Origin of the sequence: Polynucleobacter sp. KF022, assembly GCF_027924105.1 — a bacterium.
Classification (GTDB): Bacteria; Pseudomonadota; Gammaproteobacteria; order Burkholderiales; family Burkholderiaceae; genus Polynucleobacter.
In genome coordinates this window covers 476,997-493,914 of sequence record NZ_AP026972.1, presented here as the reverse complement: position 1 = coordinate 493,914, position 16,918 = coordinate 476,997, and the positions used below count along the sequence as shown (strand labels likewise).

14 protein-coding genes are annotated in these 16,918 nt (G+C 45.3%); 8 read left to right on the top strand and 6 right to left on the bottom strand.

All coding sequences use genetic code 11. The annotated features are described in order from the left end of the window. Positions 1 to 2: 2 nt before the first annotated feature. Together PKF022_RS02630 and PKF022_RS02625 are read right to left on the bottom strand one after the other, a co-directional pair. The gene (locus PKF022_RS02630) at positions 3 to 1,412 is read right to left on the bottom strand and encodes an aldehyde dehydrogenase family protein (protein WP_281777112.1); all 1,410 of its coding nucleotides are present in this window, start codon (positions 1,410 to 1,412) and stop codon (positions 3 to 5) included. 48 nt (positions 1,413 to 1,460) lie between these two features. Next, positions 1,461 to 2,447 (bottom strand): tripartite tricarboxylate transporter substrate binding protein, encoded by a 987-nt coding sequence (locus PKF022_RS02625; protein WP_348773173.1) that lies wholly within the window; start codon positions 2,445 to 2,447, stop codon positions 1,461 to 1,463. Between the two features lie 191 nt (positions 2,448 to 2,638). On the opposite strand from PKF022_RS02625, the gene PKF022_RS02620 reads away from it, so the two are divergent. From PKF022_RS02620 to PKF022_RS02595, 6 genes are read left to right on the top strand one after another with little or no spacing between them, the layout of a single operon-like run. After that, positions 2,639 to 3,439, top strand: a complete 801-nt coding sequence (locus tag PKF022_RS02620; protein ID WP_255532726.1) for an IclR family transcriptional regulator — start codon at positions 2,639 to 2,641, stop codon at positions 3,437 to 3,439. A 39-nt stretch (positions 3,440 to 3,478) separates the two neighbouring features. After that, positions 3,479 to 4,387 (top strand): bifunctional enoyl-CoA hydratase/phosphate acetyltransferase, encoded by a 909-nt coding sequence (locus tag PKF022_RS02615; protein WP_281777111.1) that lies wholly within the window; start codon positions 3,479 to 3,481, stop codon positions 4,385 to 4,387. 11 nt (positions 4,388 to 4,398) lie between these two features. Next, a complete protein-coding gene (locus PKF022_RS02610; RefSeq protein ID WP_281777110.1) occupies positions 4,399 to 7,287 on the top strand; it encodes a molybdopterin oxidoreductase family protein in 2,889 nt (962 codons plus the stop codon). Continuing rightward, entirely contained in the window at positions 7,284 to 7,943 is a 660-nt protein-coding gene (locus PKF022_RS02605) for a 4Fe-4S dicluster domain-containing protein (RefSeq protein ID WP_216231445.1), read from the top strand. Before PKF022_RS02610 ends, PKF022_RS02605 begins: the two co-directional genes overlap by 4 nt. Beyond that, the gene (locus tag PKF022_RS02600) at positions 7,943 to 8,878 is read left to right on the top strand and encodes a DmsC/YnfH family molybdoenzyme membrane anchor subunit (RefSeq protein ID WP_281777109.1); all 936 of its coding nucleotides are present in this window, start codon (positions 7,943 to 7,945) and stop codon (positions 8,876 to 8,878) included. The genes PKF022_RS02605 and PKF022_RS02600 overlap by 1 nt, the downstream gene beginning before the upstream one ends. Positions 8,879 to 8,887: 9 nt before the next feature. Further along, positions 8,888 to 9,463, top strand: a complete 576-nt coding sequence (locus PKF022_RS02595; protein ID WP_281777108.1) for a nitroreductase — start codon at positions 8,888 to 8,890, stop codon at positions 9,461 to 9,463. Positions 9,464 to 9,470: 7 nt separating this feature from the next. Here the strand turns inward: PKF022_RS02595 and PKF022_RS02590 are convergent, their stop codons facing one another. The 4 genes from PKF022_RS02590 to xsc form a co-directional block, all read right to left on the bottom strand. After that, complete coding sequence (locus PKF022_RS02590) at positions 9,471 to 9,878, bottom strand: DUF126 domain-containing protein (protein ID WP_281777107.1); 408 nt, start codon at positions 9,876 to 9,878, stop codon at positions 9,471 to 9,473. Then, positions 9,875 to 11,107, bottom strand: a complete 1,233-nt coding sequence (locus PKF022_RS02585) for an aconitase X catalytic domain-containing protein (protein WP_281777106.1) — start codon at positions 11,105 to 11,107, stop codon at positions 9,875 to 9,877. Before PKF022_RS02585 ends, PKF022_RS02590 begins: the two co-directional genes overlap by 4 nt. A 19-nt stretch (positions 11,108 to 11,126) precedes the next feature. Beyond that, on the bottom strand, positions 11,127 to 12,110 hold the full coding sequence (locus PKF022_RS02580; protein WP_281777105.1) for a tripartite tricarboxylate transporter substrate binding protein: 984 nt from the start codon (positions 12,108 to 12,110) through the stop codon (positions 11,127 to 11,129). A 91-nt stretch (positions 12,111 to 12,201) separates the two neighbouring features. Then, complete coding sequence (gene xsc / locus PKF022_RS02575; RefSeq protein WP_216231442.1) at positions 12,202 to 14,010, bottom strand: sulfoacetaldehyde acetyltransferase; 1,809 nt, start codon at positions 14,008 to 14,010, stop codon at positions 12,202 to 12,204. Between the two features lie 142 nt (positions 14,011 to 14,152). Between xsc and PKF022_RS02570 the strand changes: the two genes are divergently transcribed. Together PKF022_RS02570 and PKF022_RS02565 are read left to right on the top strand one after the other, a co-directional pair. Further along, positions 14,153 to 15,130, top strand: coding sequence for a MoxR family ATPase (locus PKF022_RS02570; protein ID WP_281777104.1), 978 nt, complete (start codon positions 14,153 to 14,155; stop codon positions 15,128 to 15,130). Positions 15,131 to 15,203: 73 nt separating this feature from the next. Next, positions 15,204 to 16,901: a hypothetical protein gene (locus PKF022_RS02565; RefSeq protein WP_281777103.1), complete on the top strand. Its 1,698-nt coding sequence runs from the start codon at positions 15,204 to 15,206 to the stop codon at positions 16,899 to 16,901. Positions 16,902 to 16,918 lie beyond the last annotated feature (17 nt).

Below are 16,918 nucleotides of genomic sequence, written 5' to 3'. Positions count from 1 at the left end.
AGTTAAGCCTGAGGATAGCGACTGAAATACTCTTTCAGCAAATCTTCAACCTTAGGAACATGCTCAGGAATAGGTCTCACCACTCTCGTAATATTGAGATAGTGGCGATAGTTCATATTCTCTGAGAAATTATTCTTACCCCATGTTCCGCAACCCATGGATAAAGAAAACGGTAAACCATTCTCAAAACTACCACCAGTAGCAATCGCATGCGCCTGATTAACAATGATTCTGGCAACAGGCAATTGCTGTGCAAGAGCGGCAGCTCGAGACTCTAAAGTCTCACCACTTTGTGCAGTATGCAAGCCAACAGAATGTCCGGCTCCTTGGTAAGCATATACATTGGAAATCAACTCTTTAGCTGCTTCAAAATTGGCAGCCTTCCAAACTGTCAAGACTGGGCTTAATTTTTCACCAGAAAACGGAACTGACGGTCCATATCCCTGCTCTTCCACCATAAAGAATTTGGCAGCTTTTACTTTTGGATTTTGCAACTGCGCACGCTCAGCAATCACTGCTGGATTTTGCGCAGTCAGTGTTGAAGTAAGTTTGCCATTCTGAAACATGACATCCTCAAGACGCTTTTTATCAGCAGCATCCAACATCAATCCACCTGCAGCCTCAAGCGCACTAATAGCCTTGTCATAAACCTGAGAACAAATTACCGCTCCATTCTCACTGGAACAACTTGTGGCGTTATCAAATGTTTTGGACTGCAGTATTTTATTAGCAGCACCCGTAAGATCGGCATGTTCATCAATAATGACCAGAACATTTCCAGCCCCAACACCAAATGCAGGAGTACCACAGGTATACGCAGCGCGAATATTAGCCTGTGAACCGGTTGCCACAACTAAATCCGCCAAACGCATTAATTCATTGGTGGAATCTTTGGTAATCGGAGATGGCAACATCTGCACCAAATCCCTAGGCGCCTTAACCAGATCCAATTGTTGATGTACAAACTCCAGTAACCGAGCGCAAGTTGAATACCCCTTTGGTGATGGCGCCACCACTACCGCATTACGACACTTCAAAGCATTTAAGATTTTATTAATAGGCGTGGCACCAGGATTGGTTGACGGCGTAATCGCTGCGACCACACCAACAGGGCGGGCATACTCTGTGAGACCTGTCTTTAAGTCCTCAGAAATAATCCCAACTGTTTTTGCATAACTTAGGTCACGTACTAAACCTAAAGTTTTTCTGAAGTTCTTTTTGAACTTATCAGCCACATCCCCTAAGCCAGTATCCTGAACAGCAAGCTCTGCCAACTCTTGATTACGCTTTGGCTCAAGAATCGACCAGGCTACCGCCTCAACCACCAAGTTTACCTGGGCTTGCGTGTAGCCCTCATATATCTTCTGGGCTACACGTCCACGTTCAACAATTACTTCTACTGGCGTCATCATTAATATTCTTATCTTTTTATTTACTTTAAATCTTTAGGGTGAAGCTATTTACTCAGCTTTAATCGCTGCATCCTTAGTTACTTTTTTCCACTTCACCAATTCAGTTTTGACGATTGCTCCCAATTGAGCAGGTGTACTACCCACTGCCTCAGCGCCTTGAGCAATGAGCTTATCTTTTACAGCTGGCTCAGCCAAGACCTTGACTGTTGCTTTGTACAAGATATCGATAATTGGCTGTGGTGTTTTAGCAGGAACAAACATGGCATACCAAGAGTCCACTTCGTAATCCTTAAAACCTAATTCAGCCATCGTTGGCACATCTGGAAACACTGGGGAGCGCTTTACAGTTGAAACCGCTAAAGCGCGTAGCTTTCCAGCTTTGACATAGTTTGCTGCAGCAGGAATCGACACCCAAAGAAGAGGTACTTGACCTGCCATCACATCAGTAATCGCAGGACCACCTCCACGATAAGGAATATGCATCATTGAAACACCAGCAGAGCCAGCCATCATGGCGCCAGCCAGGTGACCAGGCGATCCATTACCTACCGAAGCATATGAAACTGAATCTGGTTTTGCCTTGGCCATATCAATTACTTCTTTGACAGACTTGGCTGGGAAATCTGGATTAGCAACCAAAATTTGCGGCAACGAAGCTACTAATGAAACTGGTAAAAAATCTTTTTCAGTATCAAAGGCAAGCTTTGGATAAATTGCCGGATTGATAGTGTGTGATGAAAGCGTAAACAAAACGGTATAACCATCAGATGGAGCCTTAGCAGCAATATCGGTACCAATCGAACCGCCAGCACCTCCACGGTTATCAATAATGACCTGCTGACCAAGCGCCTGGCTTAATGGCTCCTGCACAATACGTGCAATCACATCAGTGCCTCCGCCAGGCGGGTAAGGAACGATAAATTTAATTGGCTTAGTTGGCCACGCTTGTGCTTGCGCAAATTGCGCCCAGCCTAACGAGCCCATAAAAGCGAGAATTGTTGACAGTACAGCGGCTAATAGATTGCTTCTACGCATGACTAATCTCCTATTTAGTACTACTTTTAGGCTTATCTTAGCCCTTATTGACTGTTTTAGTAAGCATAAATGATCTTATTCAACGGAACAAGTTGTTTCGTATAAGTAAAAATACTAACATTTTCCCTAGAATTTACAACCTTGTTCTATTAGAATGAACAAAATGACACATTTCATGAGATTTAAGGCCCATGCTTGAACTAGATACCATCGAACAGCCAGACATCACCAAAAGAGATAGCTCCAGCGAAAACTCCTCCATGCTGAAAGGCGTGGTGATTTTGGAAGCTTTAGCGGCTTTACAGCAACCTGCCACCCTGGCCCAGCTCATGCAGATTACTGGCATGCCAAAAGCATCCCTACACAGAACTTTAGCCATTTTTGAAGAAGCGGGTTTAGTAGCAAGAGAGCCAGGCGGAAGAACTTATGCTCCTGGTGAGCGTTTGTCTCATTTAGCAATGTCTACTATGACGCACGATAGCGTATCTGCCATTCGCCACACCATCCTGCGCGGCTTAGTGGCTGATCTAGGTGAAACCTGCAATCTTGCCGTCTTAAGACGCGGTGAACTGTTTTACTTGGATCGCGTTGAGGCTGACTGGGCTTTACGTCTTCACCTTCCACCGGGCACAGTACTGCCCCCACACTGCAGCGCTAGCGGAAAATTACTTCTCGCCTACAAACCCGTAGATGAGCGCACCAAGATTTTAGAAAGCTTGCCACTACAACAATTTACACATAGAACCATTACCGATCGCCACCTATTGGAGTCGGAGATGGAAAGAATTGTGAGCACTGGTTATGCAGTAGATAACGAAGAATATGTATTGGGAGTTTCTTGTGTAGCGGTACCTGTCAAAGACTCTCTAGGTGAGGTAGTAGCAGCGATTGCGGTTCATGCAGCAACAGCAAGACTCCCTCTAAATCAAGCGATGGAACATATTCCTAAGCTAAAAGAAGCGTCTGAGCGTATCTCTCAAACTCTTTCCTAATTAGCACAGCATCAAAGCCACCTCAGGACAAATCTAAACGTGAAATATCCACTCTTAGAAAAAATGATTGAGGAGGCTAAGAGTAATCTACCTCTTGGGGTGGTCTACCCCCTCAGTGCGCCAGCACTAGAAACTGTTTTTGATCTTATTAAAAGACAGTTATGCACTCCAATTTTGATAGGCCCTAAAAAAGAAATAGAAGAGCTAGCAGCAATCGAAGAACTTTCTCTAGATGGCATACAGATTGTCGATACACCTAAAGATCCGATCCTGGCAACCAAGAAAGCAGTTGAGATGGTGAAAGAAGGAAAGCTAGCGGTTCTAATGAAGGGGTCTTTGCACACTGAAGATCTGATGGGGCCGATTGTGCATCGCGATGGATTGCGTACTGATAAACGCGTTAATCACCTCTTCTTGTTTGAGCTTGCTCGCTACCATAAGCTACTTGGCGTCACAGATGCCGTTGTCAATATCGCACCAAATGCTCAACTCAAAAGAGAAATTCTAGCCAACAGCTTAGATGCCTTAAAGAGGTTAAGCATCAGCAACGTCAAAGTAGCAATCATTGCTGCTACTGAGGTGATTAATCCAGCAATGTCATCCACTACGGATGCAAAAGAAATTGTGGATGAGCATATTGCTCATCCGATATTTCCAGATACGATTATTGAAGGCCCTTTTGGATTTGATAATGCGATATCAGCACAGTCCGCGAGAACAAAAGGGATCTATTCAAAGGTGGCAGGTGATCCTGATCTGCTATTAATGCCTGATTTGCAAGTCGGCAATATTCTTTACAAGTCCTTTGTCTATATGGCGGGTGCTGAATGTGCAGGCACCATTCTGGGCGCACAAGTTCCAATCACTCTGACCTCCAGATCTGATTCTGTTTTTTCTAGAGTGGCATCTACAGCGATGGCCATTCTGCTTGCCAAAAACCCTCAATAATTGAGAAGACCATGTTCAAAATATTTTCCAATGATCCCGTGCATGACCCGATTAATAAGCAAGCACCTGCAACGGAAATTAAAAAAACTACATGCTATATGTGTGCCTGTCGTTGCGGTATTCGAGCACATCTACGAGAAGGTAAATTAGTTTATATAGACGGTAATCCTGAGCATCCCCTAAACCAAGGCGTCATCTGCGCCAAAGGCTCCTCGGGAATCATGAAACAGAATTCTCCTGCGCGCATTACACAACCCCTGTTGCGTAAGGCAGGCAGCGAAAGAGGTAATGGTGAATTTGAACCTATTAGCTGGGAAAAGGCTTTTGATATTCTGACTGAACGGCTTGCAAAAATTCGTGCTACCGATCCCAAGAAGTTTGCCCTCTTTACTGGTCGTGATCAGATGCAAGCCCTGACTGGTTTATTTGCAAGACAGTTTGGTACGCCTAACTATGCAGCGCACGGTGGCTTTTGTTCTGTGAACATGGCTGCAGGCATGATCTATACCATCGGCGGAAGCTTCTGGGAGTTTGGTGGCCCAGATTTAGATCAAGCGAAATTGTTTGTCATGATTGGCACAGCGGAAGATCACCATAGCAATCCAATGAAGATTGCTTTATCGAAATTTAAACGTGCTGGTGGCCGCTTCATTTCCATCAATCCAGTAAGAACTGGCTACTCTGCTATTGCTGATGAGTGGATTCCGATTAAGCCTGGAACTGATGGCGCACTGTTTATGGCCTTAATGCATGAACTGATACGCCTTGAGAAGTACGATGCCCCATTCTTAAAGCGTTTTAGCAACTCAGCACAATTAGTTTGCATGGATTCAGGTCCAGAAGAAGGCTTATTTCTGTATGACCCTGACTCTGACCCGCTCAATACTGATTTGCCGCACAACAAATATATCTGGGATGAAAAGTCACAAAGCGCTAAACCTTGTTTCGCGCAAGGCACGTCACCCGCTTTACTGGGCGAATATGTGATGGGCCCAGGGCCGCACCAAGGTAAGAAAGTGGCTCCTTCATTTGAACTTCTCAAACGACAAGTTAGTGAAACTACTCCTGAATGGGCTGCAGCAATCACTAGCATTCCAGCAGAACGCATTCGCAAGCTTGCCCTTGAAATGGCAGACACTGCATTCGGGCAAGAATTTGAATTACCGATTCCATGGACAGACTCTTGGGGCGAAAAACATGACTCTGTAACTGGTAGGCCAGTTGCATTCCATGCCATGCGCGGCTTATCTGCCCACTCCAATGGATTTCAGACAACGCGTGGCCTTGCTGTGCTCATGTCGCTATTGGGCACCATTGATCGTCCGGGTGGTTTTAGGCATAAAGCGCCTTACCCAAGACAGGTACCGCCTAATGCAAAACCCCCTTCTTCTGAAAATGACATCAAGCCAAATACTCCACTAGCTAAACCTCCGCTCGGATGGCCAACACAGCCAGAAGATTTAGCACTGGATTCTGATGGTAAACCGCTGCGTATTGATAAAGCCTATTCCTGGGAGCATCCGTTAGCAGCGCACGGATTAATGCATAACGTCATTACTAATGCAGTTAAAGGTGATCCCTACTCCATTGATACGCTCATGATTTTCATGGCCAATATGTCATGGAACTCCACCATGAATACCATGGAAGTTCGTGAACATCTCAATGCAAAAAATGATGATGGTGAATTTAAGATCCCATTCTTAGTGGTATGTGATGCATTCCAGTCAGAGATGGTGGACTTTGCAGATCTAGTTCTTCCAGATACCACCTATCTCGAACGCCATGATGTCATGAGCATGCTTGATAGGCCAATTTCAGAATTTGATGGTCCTGTTGATTCTGTTCGCATCCCTGTTCTTGAGCCTCTAGGTGAATGCAAACCATTCCAAGAGGTATTGATTGAGCTGGCTTCCCGCTTAAAGTTCCCAGCCTTTACCACTCCGGAGGGTGAACGTAAGTTTAAGGATTACCCAGACTTTATTACCCGATTCCAAACTACTCCAGATTCAGGTATTGGGTTCTTAAGTGGTTGGCGCGGCAAGGACGGTGATAAGCCATTGCGTGGCGAACCTAATCCAAATCAATGGCAAAAATACGCTGAAAACAATTGTGTACATCAATATCACATGCCCCCAGAGCATCAATACATGCGCAATTGGAATAAGGGCTATTTAGATTTCTCAAAAGAAAATGCTCTACGCCAGAAAAATGATCCAATCATGATTGCAATCTACTCGGATATCTTGCAACGCTTTAGATTGGCATCGACTGGAAAACGTCCGGGCGCACAACCTCCAGAACATCTCAAAGCGCGCATCTATAAATACTTTGATCCGTTGCCTTTCTGGTACCCGCCACTGGAAGATGAGGCAACTGATCTCACCAAATTTACATTGAATGCAATTACCCAGCGTCCAATGGCGATGTACCACTCCTGGGACTCACAGAATGCTTGGTTAAGACAAATTCATAGTCATAACTATTTATACGTTAATACTGCTACTGCACTTAAGAGTGGTATTGCTGATGGTGCATGGATGTGGATCGAATCTCAATGGGGTAAAGTCCGCTGCATGGCGAGACACTCTGAGGCGGTTGATCCAGGGACAGTGTGGACTTGGAATGCTATTGGCAAAGCAGAATCTGCTTGGAGTCTTACAAACGATGCGGATGAATCTAAAAAAGGGTTCTTGTTAAATCACCTTATCTCGGAAGAACTTCCATTAGGTGGATTTACTGTAAGCAATTCCGATCCAATCACTGGTCAAGCGGGATGGTATGACGTCAGAGTTCGATTGGCCCCAGCAGACGAAAATGAACCAAAAGAAACTTGGCCACAAGTAAAAGCATTTGAAGTGCCCGGAATGGCCCTCAAAAAATCGGGGGAGACAAAATGAGCAAAAAAAATAAACAACTAGCTCTCGTTATTGATTTAAATGTATGTGTAGGTTGCCATGCGTGTGTTACCTCTTGTAAAGAGTGGAACACCTCTGGCTCAGCTGGTCCGCTGACTGATCTCAATGCTTATGGCGCGAGCCCAAGTGGCACCTTCTTCAACCGAGTACAAACCTTTGAAGCGGGCACTTTTCCAAATACACAGACAGTTCACTTTCCAAAGTCCTGCTTACATTGCGAAGAGCCTCCCTGTGTTCCTGTTTGCCCTACAGGCGCAAGCTATAAACGCAAAGAAGATGGCATCGTACTTGTTGACTACGACAAATGTATTGGTTGTAGCTATTGCTCTTGGGCATGTCCTTACGGTGCACGCGAGCTTGATCAAGAACGTCAGGTAATGACTAAATGCACGCTCTGTGTAGATCGTATTTATAGCGAGACCTTGCCAGAGGCCGAGAAAAAGCCAGCATGCGTACTTGCCTGCCCTACTAGTGCGCGCATCTTTGGTGATGTCCACGATCCAGAGTCTGATGCCAGCAAGGCGATAGAAGAACGCTCAGGTTATGCGCTCATGCCTGAATGGGAAACCCAACCCGCCAATCACTATTTACCGCGCTCCATTATGGAAACGATTGATGCAGCAAGGAATGACAAATAATGCGCCCACAATTTTCAATTATTTTCTTTACTACCTTAGCCGGAATGGCGCAGGGCCTGCTATTTTTTATAGCGCTAGCAAACTTGCATAGCCAAGCTACTCCAAGCGCATTCCTTACAAACCTTGCCCTTCCGGTTGCTTTTGTACTACTGGCTTTAGGCTTAGTTGCTTCATTCTTTCACTTGGGTCACCCTGAGCGAGCATGGCGCGCTGCCATGATGTGGAGAACCTCCTGGTTATCAAGAGAGGTTATCGCTTTACCAGCGGTCATGGCTGTCACAGCAGTCATTTACCTTTATGCGCGCTTTAGCCAAGTACCGCAGTGGCTATGGCTTGCTCTACTTTTCACCACCATGGCTCTTTGGGTATGTACCGCAAAGATCTATCAGTGCATTCGCTTCATTCAAGAGTGGTCACATCCCTCCACCCTAACTAACTTTATTCTGCTGGGGATGACGTCGGGCTGGATTTTGTTAGAGCTATTGATTGCGGTTTGGGGTGATGCTTCGGTGCAAATGATTGATGCCCCACTCTCCATCATCGCTTTCTTGTTATTATTTTTATCATTCAACCTGAAGCTCTGGATTTGGACTCGTAATCGCAAGCTAAAACCAAAGTCGAATCTAGCTACAGCGACTGGCATCAAAGGCAGTAATATTCGCCAAACCTCCATGGGGCTTATGGGTGGCAGCTTTAATACTAGAGAATTCTTTCACCATCAAACCGATAGAGTGATCGCTAATTTACGTAAGATTATTTTGCTTTGCACATACATACTCCCCATGATCTTGATGGCTTATGCCATTACTTCACCTAATTTCTTGGTGATTACATTGGCATTACTAATCAACTATGTGGGCTTGCTTGCTGAAAGATGGATGTTTTTTGCTGAAGCTAACCACCCGCAGAATTTGTATTACCAAAGAGTTTCCTAAATACATCTGATGCCGATAGATCAATTCGCCGAACAGCTTATCCACGGCAGGACTCACATATCGCCGAAAAGACTGGGCAACCCAGGGCCCAGTCAAACTCAAAAAGAAACTATCCTCTTAGCAGCCAATGCTGCCCCCGATCACGGCAGAATGGTGCCATGGCGGTTCATTGAGATTCAAGAAGGTAGTCGCCCCGCTCTCGGAGAAGTCTTTCGTCAATGCCTATTAGATCGAGATCAAGAGGCTACTTCAATACAGCAACAGGAAGCGCTTGATAAGGCTTCGCGTGGACCACTCCTATTGCTGGCGGTGGCGAACTACAAAGATAGCAATGAAGATATCAGCAAACAAGAAAAACTGATATCCCTCGGGTGTGCCATTCAAAATATTCTCTTAAGTGCTTACGCCTTTGGTTTTGGCTCGGGATTATCGAGCGGGAGAGCGCTACAAAGTGATCGCATTAGGAAGTTATTCCAACTCACCGATGACGAAGAGCCCATCTGCTTTATTACGATCGGTACAGTATTAAAAAATAAGCCCGGTCGTATTCGACCGAGCTTATCTGAATATCACTCCATTTTTTAAAAGAGAACTAGAGAACCTCTACTGTTTGATTCTTAGTATCAATGCGCAATCTAGCTCCACTGGCGATAGCCTGTGTAATATCGCAATCAAAACCACTCAACATGGGGATCCCGGCGTGCGCTGCGCCTTGAGCCAAAATTGGATTAACAGCGTTAAAAATAATGGCTGATGGACAAAGATTTCTAGACTTCATCTCATATAGCATCCAAGCACTTGCAACACCTCCTTTAGCGGCATCCAATACTAAAATTTTATCTTTATACGATTGGCCAAATAACTTATGAGCAGGTCTTGAAAAGACTCCCTTAAGACGATCTAAATCATAACGAGCGGAAAAACCATCTGATGCGCTGAGGCACTCACCCTCAATACTCTCGCCCTGAGCATGTTTAGCCTTGTATATTTTTGTACTCACTTAAGTCTCCCCGTTACAGCAGCTTGAACACAATCTTCCATCGATGCCAACATCGGCGTGTAGCCATAGCCACCCAAAATATTTACTATCTTTGCGCTATTTGTTGCCAAGACCTTCCATCCGTTTGTCTCGGCAATTTCTCTCGCATACGATTGATAAAAACACATACCAGAAAACACTGTTCCGCCAGCACTCTCAATCATTTCGGTATAGCCCATGCGATCGGAGTCAGGCTTCACCTGCGGACTTGTCATCGCTAGCAAAGGTTTGATAAATTTCTTGCCATTGCACAACTCGGCAATACTCTTCATTTCCATCAGACTTAATTGCGGAGCCGAAAATACAACGACATCGATTTCTTCAGCAATCCGATACGAATTTTGCAAGCCCATCACCTCTTCTTTGGTGATTAGAACCTCTGGGAGATGCAAATACTCCAGATCTCTCGCATGCAAAGCTTCTGGTGTAACACCCAATACATGAAATAAAGCGGTAGAACCAAAACTGGCCATGGCTGCGCCAAAATGCTTCATAGCATCAGAGCCAGGATGACCTGCAATTCCCTCGAGCACAGGTACAGACCAGTAGTTACCAGATTTTTTTCCGATTAATCCACCTAGCGCACCCCATTCATTCAAAGTCTGAGGAGTCCATGAAGTTTTAAAACGATGAGTTGGCTTACGGTATTGATCTAAGTGATAGCCATAACGCGGTGTTCTGCCGGTAAGACCCGCCGCCAATGCTGAAGGGCCACCCTCAAAATTAGATCGAGCACCACAAACACTGTTTGAGTAGATCACGACGCCCGTATCACCAAATGCCAAATGCTCTCCATACACTGGAGCCATAATTGTTTGGTAATTAATACAGGTGTCTGTCATTGAAACGCCCATTTTGACAAACGCATCAATCGCACGTCTCTCCAACTCAAGCATCTTTTCAGTTTGACCCAATTGTTTTGCTTTTGTGAAATCGGTTCCTCTTGGGTCGGTAATGGTTGGAATACGAACCATGCGGTCTGCAATAGCATTTTTTGCCAATCCCTCTAACCACTCAACCCCAGCCTCACCAAGACTCTCGGTATCCGCCATGATATGAGCCTGAGATACAGGAACTAAGTCCTCAGCCCCAAAGAATTCACCGACCTTAATTTGATGTTGAATTGCAATTTGCCTAACTGGACCAAGCTCTCCAGCAAGCATTGCCTTTTCTTCTGCGTTCAGTTTCATTTTTTTCTCATGTTTAGTATTAATCAATAGTGGCGCCAGAGTCACGAACTACCCTAGCCCATTTAGCAATTTCACTAGTTTGAAAGTTAGCCAAGCTCTCCTTAAAGTCAGTATTAGGCTGTACACCTAAGTTACCTAAACGCTCCTTAAAAGCTGCTGATTGCGCCACTTTTTCTGTATCCATTCTCAGTATTTTGGTAATTGGCTCAGGCAATTTAGCTGGAGCAAATAAAGCCCACCAAGCAGTGGATTCAAACTGTGGATAACCTAATTCTGCAACTGTTGGCACATTCGGCAGCAACGGCGAGCGGGTCTTACTAGTCACAGCCAAAGCGCGTAATTTTCCTGAAGTAATATGGGGCAAGACTGACTGAATTGGATCAAAAACCAAAGGTATCTGATTTCCAATTAAATCCGTTACTGCAGGTGCGCTGCCTTTATACGGAATATGCTTTAGCTTAATTTGTGTGGTTGATTCAAATAGAGCGGCTGTTAAATGCCCTGGCGTTCCATTTCCTGCAGAACCATACGCAATAGTTTCAGGCTTTGATTTAGCCTCTGCAATTAACTCCGCAAGAGTTTTAATGCGATCGCTGGAGTTCACAACAATTACAACCGGGGCTGTAGCCACCAAGGCGATTGGTGTGAAATCTTTAGTCATGTCATAAGGCAACTGCTTATACAAACTGCCATTTATTGCATTCGTACCAACTGTCCCCATGAATAAGGTGTAGCCATCCGGGGCCGACTTTGCAACTAGATCAGCGCCAATTGAACCCCCAGCTCCGCCCTTGTTTTCAATAACGACTTGCTCTTTTAAGCGATCGCCTAATAGCACTGCTAACGGTCTAGCGACAATATCAGTTGGACCCCCGGGAGGGAATGGCACAATTAAACGTATCGGCTTACTCGGGTAGGCTTGGGCCAGCGCATTGCTTGAAAAAACAATCAAACCAAAGCATGCTAAGAAACATTTGAAACCTTTAATTATTAGGGCATTCATAAACAGACCTCAGCAAAGGGTGGGTGGAAATAGTCTAGCGCAAAAGAAAAAGTCCAGCTAAACCGGACCCTTTCTTTATGCTCGTCACGTCTTATACGTAATCTTTATATTTATCCAAGAAGCGAACTGGCTTAGATAATGCATCACGACGGAACGGATCACCGAGTTCACGAGTACACATAATCTCGATCACACAGGTCTTGCCTTCCTTCATCTGCATTTCAACCGCTTTCTTGAGTGCTGGTCCCACTTGGTCAAGCTGGTCAACCACGATGCCTTCCGCACCCATAGATTGCGCGATACCGGCAAAACTTGGGCTCTCAAGCTCGCCTGCCACAAAGCGACGGTTATAGAAGTCCACTTGATTCTTTTTCTCTGCACCCCACTGACGGTTATGGAACACAACTGCAGTAACTGGAATATCGTGACGGACGGCAGTCAAAATCTCAACCATACTCATAGCCCATGCGCCATCACCGGCATAGGCAATCGCAGGACGATTTGGCGCTGCTGCTTTGGCACCAATAATCGTTGGCAATGCGTAACCGCAGTTACCAAAACTCATTGGGGCAAAGAAACTACGTGGCTTCTCAAAGCGGAGATAGCTATTAGCAACGGAGTTGATATTACCGATATCAGTAGACACCATTACATCAGCAGGCATAGCCTTCTCAAGCTCTCGCAACACTTGACGTGGATGCAAGTAATGACCTCCCGTAGGAGTCACTTCTTTTTTCTGCTCTTCAATCATGTCTAAGCTGAATGGGTCTTTTTCATGAGTCCACTCATCCAACTCTTTTTCCCATGCAGCTTTTTCAGCGGCAATTGTTTTGGCACGTTCTGCTTTAGTTGCATCGCAAGCCAATTTCTTACCTTCCAAACGCTTAGTCAATGCAACTGCGGCAGCTTTCGCATCACCGCAAATACCTACGGAAATCTTCTTCACCAAGCCGAGCATCTTATTGTCTGCATCGATCTGAATAATCTTGGCATTTTTTGGCCAGTAATCCATGCCATGCTGTGGCAATGTGCCGAATGGTCCAAGACGTGAGCCCAATGCAACGACCACGTCAGCCTGTGCCATCAATTTCATAGCAGCCTTAGAGCCTTGATAACCAAGGGGACCGCACCATAATGGATGGCTAGCTGGGAAGGAGTCATTGTGTAAATAGCTATTAACTACTGGGGCACCAAGACGCTCAGCAAATGCCTTACACTCCTCAACCGCATCACCCATCACTACGCCACCACCAGAAATAATGACTGGGAACTTGGCATTAGCCAATAGCTCTGCCGCCTCATCCAAGCTCTTTTCACCACCAGGACCGCGATCGAGACGATTAGGTTGCGGAATTTCTACTTCGATCTCACCATAAAAATAATCACGTGGAATATTCAACTGAGTTGGACCCATCTCTGATAGAGCGCGATCAAAACAGCGGCCAGTAAATTCAGCCATACGCTTTGGATTATTCACGTGTCCTTGATACTTTGTGAACTCTTCGAACATCGGCAATTGATTGGCTTCTTGGAACCCACCTAGGCCCATACCCATTGTTCCTGTTTCAGGAGTAATGATTACCACTGGACTATGCGCCCAGTAAGCAGCAGCAATTGCAGTGACACAGTTACTAATGCCAGGACCATTTTGTCCAATCACCACGCCATGACTTCCGCTAACGCGCGCATAGCCATCGGCCATATGTGCAGCGCCTTGTTCATGAACCACTGGAATTAAGCGAATACCTGCAGGAGCAAAGATATCCATTGCATCCATGAAGGCTGAGCCCATGATTCCAAAGATATCCTTGACCTTGTTAGCGACCATGGTCTCCACAAATGCTTCGGAAGGGGTCATTTTTTGTGGGCCGGTAGGCAAATTAGCGCCAGACTTAGACATAAAGCTCTCCTAGGTATTCAATTAAACGGAACATTTTGTTCTACAATATGAATAATAATAGCGTATTTTTACTAAAGTCAAGCATATAAACCCCAATCTGGAATATATTTGACAACATATTAAGACTTTTAAAGGCAAGGAAATGGCTGAAAGCACTTCTTCAATAGATTTACTGGGTTTGCAGCCTGAAAAACGGGTTTCCCTGCACTCAGCCTTCCCGGCATGCCGAGGCTTTTCGGATTTTGAGATCCCCGCATTTAATCAAGCTAGTGAACTGGTGCCTGTGGTTGATCCAAGTTATCAACTCAATCCAGAGGCCGCATTAGCCATTCTGGCGGGCTTCGCTTTCAATCGCAGAGTCATGCTGCAAGGAATGCATGGCACCGGTAAATCCACCCATATAGAACAAGTAGCCGCTAGATTAAATTGGCCCTGCTTACGAATTAATCTAGACGGGCAAATTACGCGCATGGATTTGATCGGTAAAGACGTCATTAGCCTGGAAGATGGCAAGCAAATTACCCGCTTTCAAGAAGGACTCATTCCCTGGAGTTTGCAACGTCCTGTTGCTCTCATCCTCGATGAGTACGATGCGGGCCAACCAGATGTGATGTTTGTGATTCAAAGAATGTTGGAGCGCGAAGGTCGCCTCACCTTACTTGATCAAAATAGAGTGATCAACCCTAATGCTGCTTTTCGAATCTTTGCCACCAGTAATACTGTTGGTCTTGGCAATTGGAATGGCTTATATCAAGGTACTCAATTACTAAATCACGGTCAGATGGATCGCTGGGACATCGTAGCTGCATTGAATTACCTGGAACCACAGGAAGAACAAAGGATTTTGATGGCTAAGGTACCAGAGCTATCGGATGCTCAGGCAAAGGCAATGATTAGCCTTGCCAACCTTACCAGAAGCGGTTTTTCCGCGGGTGATATTTCCACATTAATGTCGACCAGAACACTGATTACTTGGGGTGAAAACTGGCGCATCTTTAAGGACTTGCAGATTGCATTTTCTCTGGCATTTTTAAATAAATGTGAGTCAGAAGAAAAAACTTTGGTAGCCGAATACTATCAACGCTGCTTTGACAGCGAGCTGGATTTAAACAATAAATAAACCAGAGATTTTTACACCCACCTTGCAAACCCAAACCCATCTAGACTTCGAACAACAGCAACAATATGGGGCAATGATTAGATCATTGTCCAGGGAAAAAAGTGCGCAAATTAGAGACTGGCAGCTCTTTCATAATGCAGCTCCGCTGGAGTCAATCGCTCCGCACCTCAGCCTTGAAAATCTAAAAGCATCATGGGCTTATCCACGCGGTGTATTGGATGGCATCGCATTACGCCTGCGCCATTCGGATGCAGCCTTGCATACTTCACTCGCTCCAGAAGGAATGCTCGAATCTTTGATATTTGAGGTCTTGGAGCAGATCCGGGTAGAAAGTAACTGCCCAGATGAGCTCAAAGGATGCCGTAAGAATGCCCAGACTCAATTTATTGCCTGGATGCAGCAATTTATTGCCAGTGGTGGCGTTGAAGGCAGTATTGGCCTGCTGCTAGTCACCATCTTTTCAACCGTATGGATGAAGCTTAATAGCCAACCAATTCCACAACTAATGCAAGATATCGTTGAAGCTACTAGGGCAGGCATTGCTCAAGACATAGGCCCTCTGTTGGTAAAGCTGAAAGCAAATCGAACTAATCAGGAAGCGTATGCAAAAGTAGTTCACGAAGTAATTAGCTTGGCTTCTGGATTAATTGCAGACGAGTATCGCAACAACCCGAGCATTCGCACTAAACGCAAAAATCAAAGTGCCACCCATCTCAAAATCGAATGGGTACCTCCTCATGCTGGAAAAGTAGCGGTAGACATTAAGAGTCCCGCCAGCAACTCGAGTGAGCAGCGTCTTTTGCTCAAAAAGTCACTCGAAAAATATCATGTCTACAACTCTAGCTACGATAGCGAAGCTCAGGCCAAGAAAAAAATTCGGTCTGCTCAATTAGCCACCTATCAAGATCAACTGAATCGAGAAATTGCCAAACAAAATATTCCTTGGGCCAAGCTCATTCGAATCTATCAGCAAATCTTCGCTAGTCAGCTCCCAAAACGTTGGCAAACCACTGAGGCAGAAGGTTTGCTTGATCGCCGCTATCTGATACGCGCCGCTACCTCACCATTACAGCCAGCTCTATATAAGCAGCTTGCAACTACCAGCAAGGTAAATGCAAAAACTACACTGCTTATTGACTGCTCAGGATCAATGAAAGAGCAGCGCGTCAAAATTGCAGCCTGTGTAGATTCATTAGTGAGAATACTAGAGCAAGCAGGCATTAAAACTGAGGTTCTTGGCTACAGCACCAGCTCATGGCAAGGTGGAAGACCCTTTAAAGAATGGCGTAAAAATGGTCAACCTCCAAATCCCGGCCGCCTCAATGAACGAGCTCACTGGATTTTTAAAGACTTTGATACAAACTGGAGAAGATCTCGAGCAGGGATCGCCGCTCTGCTGCGCCCTGAAATTTATGCAGAGAGTGTTGATGGTGAGGCACTCATATGGGCGACTGAACGATTACAAAATAGCAGCAACAATCGACATGGCAACAATACGTTGATTTTATTTTCTGATGGCTGCCCAATGGATAGAGCAACTATTGAGGCAAATGGCGAGGAATTTCTAAAGAATCACCTTCTACAGGCTATTGCTTGGTGCGAGCAACAACCCAATCTTCAGTTGTGGGGCTGCGGCATTGGTTCCGAACTACGTCCAGCCTTTCAACATCGCCTTAGTTGGGATGAAGATCCTAACAATATCGCCAGCACCTTAAAAAACTGGGCGAGCGAATTCAAAGCATCACCTTTTACAAACAAAAAATATTTATAACAAGGCAATCGGAGAAA